This window comes from Solimonas variicoloris DSM 15731 (assembly GCF_000382285.1).
Classification (GTDB): domain Bacteria; phylum Pseudomonadota; class Gammaproteobacteria; order Nevskiales; family Nevskiaceae; genus Solimonas; species Solimonas variicoloris.
This window is the reverse complement of the sequence record NZ_KB907964.1, coordinates 1-3,699: the sequence shown is the minus strand read 5'-3', so window position 1 is coordinate 3,699 and position 3,699 is coordinate 1. Positions and strand designations below refer to the sequence as shown.

Here is a 3,699-nt window from a genome sequence, read left to right as displayed (position 1 = left end):
GAAGCCGAAGAGGCTTACTATCGGCAACAGGCCGCGCTGCCGCTGGCAGCGTGACTCAAACCAAACAGCCTCCGGAATTTCCGGGGCGGTTCAGGTCCACAGATCTTGCGATCTTGCGTGCCTTTGCCGCCCAGCTTGAGCATCCAGCAGTTAGCGTTCTCGAGCGCCCATTCGTTCACTACGTAGCAAATCAGCCGCGTAAGGCTCAAGACCATTTTTACGGATTGCGCGAAGCGAAGCCGGATCTGGTCGGAATTGCAATTTATGATCGGCTGGACCAACAGTTGCCAGGAGATCCTAATCTTCGGCATTACATGTGGCGTCGCCGCGAACTGGAGAACTATCTGTGCCAGAGAGAAACTCTACTACGATATGCGGAAGAAGAAGGGCGCAAGCAGGCCGGTGATCTCTTTGGTATCGCCTGGCGCAATGAAATGAATAAATCTATCAATGAAATTGAAGCCGCACTGGCGACGTTGGGCGAACCATCGCCTTGGGGGGTGGACATAAAGGCCAGCGAAGGTGTTCTAGATCGTGTCTTCAAGCGGTTCTATGAACATTTATCACTCCCTAACCTGATGAGTAAGAGTGATTATTTTCTTCTCGCCCCGTTCGTTTCAGCAGGAAGTGTTGATATCGAGATTCGTGAGAAGTTGGATGCTATTTACTCCACGGCTGGACAAGCGCGGCGTAGAGTCGAATAGAGATTGTAGACGCAATGTAAACCGTAAGCTCTATCGCCTGTAGCGCAGTCGAGCAATCAAGCGCTCTCCTAATTAGAGGCGTTCTCCCAGCGTTGAACCCATACAGGGAACTCTAGGGTGAAGTTGGTCCAGGTAATGATCGATGTATGTTGGTTTAGCATCGCACTTCTTAGCCGTGGCGGCGGTGCAGGCAGGTTATTTTGGCGTAATGCGGCTCGGTAGCCCCATATGTCTTGGCGGCCTCTTTCTGCAAGAAGTTGGCCGATAGCAGAACTTGAACTGAGAGCCAATGCTTCAGCGCGGTCCGCGATATGGAATTCCGCTCTTTCTGCGGTGCTTCGTTCTGGCTAGGGTGTCCAACGTTCCAGGCAGACAGATTATGAAGCTCAAGTTTTTGCAGTACGTTCTTCTTGTTTTGGCGCTGGCCCCGATGGAGTTTCCAGCGTTTGCGGATGCCAGCCGTACCGAAAGCGGCACAATCTCCCGGCGCGCGCTCGATGCCACCGCGCCGCCGACCACGCTGGCGGCGCTCGCCGACGCGCAGCCGGTGCGCGCGAAGCAGGCGATGGTGGTGTCGGCACAGCATCTGGCGACGCAGGTCGGCGTCGACGTACTCAAGCGCGGCGGCAACGCGGTCGACGCGGCGGTCGCGGTCGGCTACGCGCTGGCCGTCGTGCATCCGTGCTGCGGCAATGTCGGCGGCGGCGGCTTCATGCTGATTCACCTCGCCGGCGGCCAGAACCTTTTTCTGGATTTCCGCGAGCAGGCGCCGGGCAAGGCGACGCCGACGATGTTCCAGGACGAGGCCGGCAACGTCGTCAGAGGCCGCAGCACCGACACGTATCTCGGCGTCGGGGTGCCGGGCACGGTGATGGGGCTCGAAGCGGCGCGCGCGAAGTTCGGCACGATGAGCCGCAGCGCGCTGATCGCGCCGGCGCTGGCACTGGCGCGCGACGGTTATGTGCTGGAGCAGGGCGACGTCAACATCCTCAACACGCGCGTCGCCGACTTCGCGAAGTATCCGAACGTCGCGGCGATCTTCCTGCGCGACGGCAAACCGTACGCGGCCGGCGAGACGCTGCGCCAGCCACAGCTCGCGCGCACGCTGGCGCAGATCGAGGCCGGCGGCGTCGCGGCGTTCTACCGCGGCCCGATCGCGAGCGCGCTGGTCGACGCCAGCGAGCGCAACGGCGGCATCCTGACGCTGCGGGATTTCGCCGACTATCAGGTGCGCTGGGAGACGCCGCTGAACTGCGGCTTTCGCGGCTACACAGTGGTGTCGGCGCCGCCGCCGAGTTCCGGCGGCACGACCGTGTGCCAGATCCTGCAGATCGTCGATCCGTATCCGCTGCAGCGCTGGGGCTACGGCGCGGCGGCGAGCGTGCACCATCTTGCCGAGGCGGCGCGCCGCGCCTTCGCCGACCGCAATACCTACCTCGGCGATCCGGCCTTCGTGCGCAATCCGCTCGCGCAGCTGCTCGCGCCGGCGCACGCCGCGGCGCTGCGCCAGACGATCCGCGCCGACCGTGCGACGCCGTCGAGCGAGATCCGCGGCAGTCTCGGCGCCGACGAGGGCGAACACACCACGCACTATTCGGTCGTCGATCGCTGGGGCAACGCGGTGGCCGTCACCTACACGATCAACTACCTGTTCGGCATCGCGCAGATCGCCGGCGAGACCGGCTTCTTCCTCAACAACGAGATGGACGATTTCACCTCCAAGCCCGGCGTTGCGAACTCGTTCGGGCTGGTGCAGGGCAAGGTCAACCAGATCGAGCCCGGCAAGCGTCCGCTCAGCTCGATGTCGCCGACGATCGTGCTCAAGGGCGGCAAGCCGTTCATGGTCACCGGCAGCCCCGGCGGTTCGACGATCATCTCGACGGTGATGCAGAGCGTCGTCAACGTCATCGCCTTCGGCATGAACATGCAGCAGGCGGTCGATGCGCCACGTCTGCACATGCAGTGGCTGCCGGACCAGATCAACGTCGAGCCGGGCCTGCTGACGACGGAAGTGCAGCAGCAGCTCGAAGCGATGGGGCACACGATCCGCGAGGTGAAGTCCTGGGGCGCCGACGAGGCGATTCTGATCGAGCCCGACGGCACGCTACAGGGTGCCAACGACCGGCGCCGGCCGGCCGGTCTGGCCGCCGGGTACTGAAAGTCCGCCGTGTGGCGGGGACGGCCGGACGCCGCGGCCGGGCCGTCCCCGCGCGGCCGTTCAGGCCGAGGTGTCGACGAGGCTGCCCGCCGGCAGATGCTGCATGAGCTCGGACAGATAGCTCTGCGCGGTCGACGTGTCGCCGGAGCTGATCGCGTCGCCAAGCTTGCCGACCAGCGTCGCCATGGGATCGTAGCCGGCGCCGCCGTCGCCGGTGCCCGACAGTGCGCCGCTCAGCGTTGTGAAGGCCGATTGAGCGTCGTCGAGATCGCTGTCCGACAGCGCGTCGACGAGGCTTTGCAGGCTGTCGCTGACCGCTTCCGAAGCCGGCGGCGGGCCGGGCGGCGGAGGCGGCGGGCCGCCGGCGCCGCTCGGCGGTGCGGCGTTCTTGAACGCGGCGACCGCGTTCTGGGCGGCGCCGATGTCGCCGCTGTCGAGCGCTGCACCGATCGCCGACAGCATCTGCCCGACCGGGTCCTGGCCGTCGCCGCCGGTCTTGGCCTGCGCGGTGATCTTCGAATAGGCGTCCTGAATCGCCGCCCGGTCGCCGCTGTCCACTGCGCCGAGCAGCGCTTGCAGATCCTGGCCGAAACCGCCGCCCGATCCGCTGCTGCCGAAGCCGGCGTAGACGCCGGCGCCGCTGCCGATACTTGAAATGCTCATGCCGCTCTCCGATGCCGTGATGTGACGGTGTTGAGCGGCGTAGCGGCGCCGGCGGGCGGCGATGAAGGCGCCGCTTACAGATGCAAACACACTGCAACGGATGCATACCGGGCCTGCGGCGCTGACGGCGTAAGCTTCCCTGCCTGAGCAACAACTCATAACCAGAGCTTTCTG

General features: G+C 64.3%; 2 protein-coding genes and 1 pseudogene. 2 read left to right on the top strand and 1 reads right to left on the bottom strand.

Features of this window, described 5'->3' with window-relative positions; all coding sequences use genetic code 11:
* Both H149_RS23520 and ggt read left to right on the top strand, forming a co-directional pair.
* Positions 1-704, top strand: a pseudogene (locus H149_RS23520) (hypothetical protein); the annotation flags it as partial.
* 430 nt (positions 705-1,134) lie between these two features.
* On the top strand, positions 1,135-2,862 hold the full coding sequence (gene ggt, locus H149_RS0119070) for a gamma-glutamyltransferase (protein ID WP_020651361.1): 1,728 nt from the start codon (positions 1,135-1,137) through the stop codon (positions 2,860-2,862).
* 60 nt (positions 2,863-2,922) lie between these two features.
* On the opposite strand, the gene H149_RS0119065 is transcribed toward ggt, so the two are convergent.
* Positions 2,923-3,525 carry a hypothetical protein gene (locus tag H149_RS0119065; RefSeq protein WP_020651360.1) on the bottom strand — a complete coding sequence of 201 codons (603 nt, stop codon included), beginning with the start codon at positions 3,523-3,525 and terminating at the stop codon, positions 2,923-2,925.
* Between the last annotated feature and the right edge of the window lie 174 nt (positions 3,526-3,699).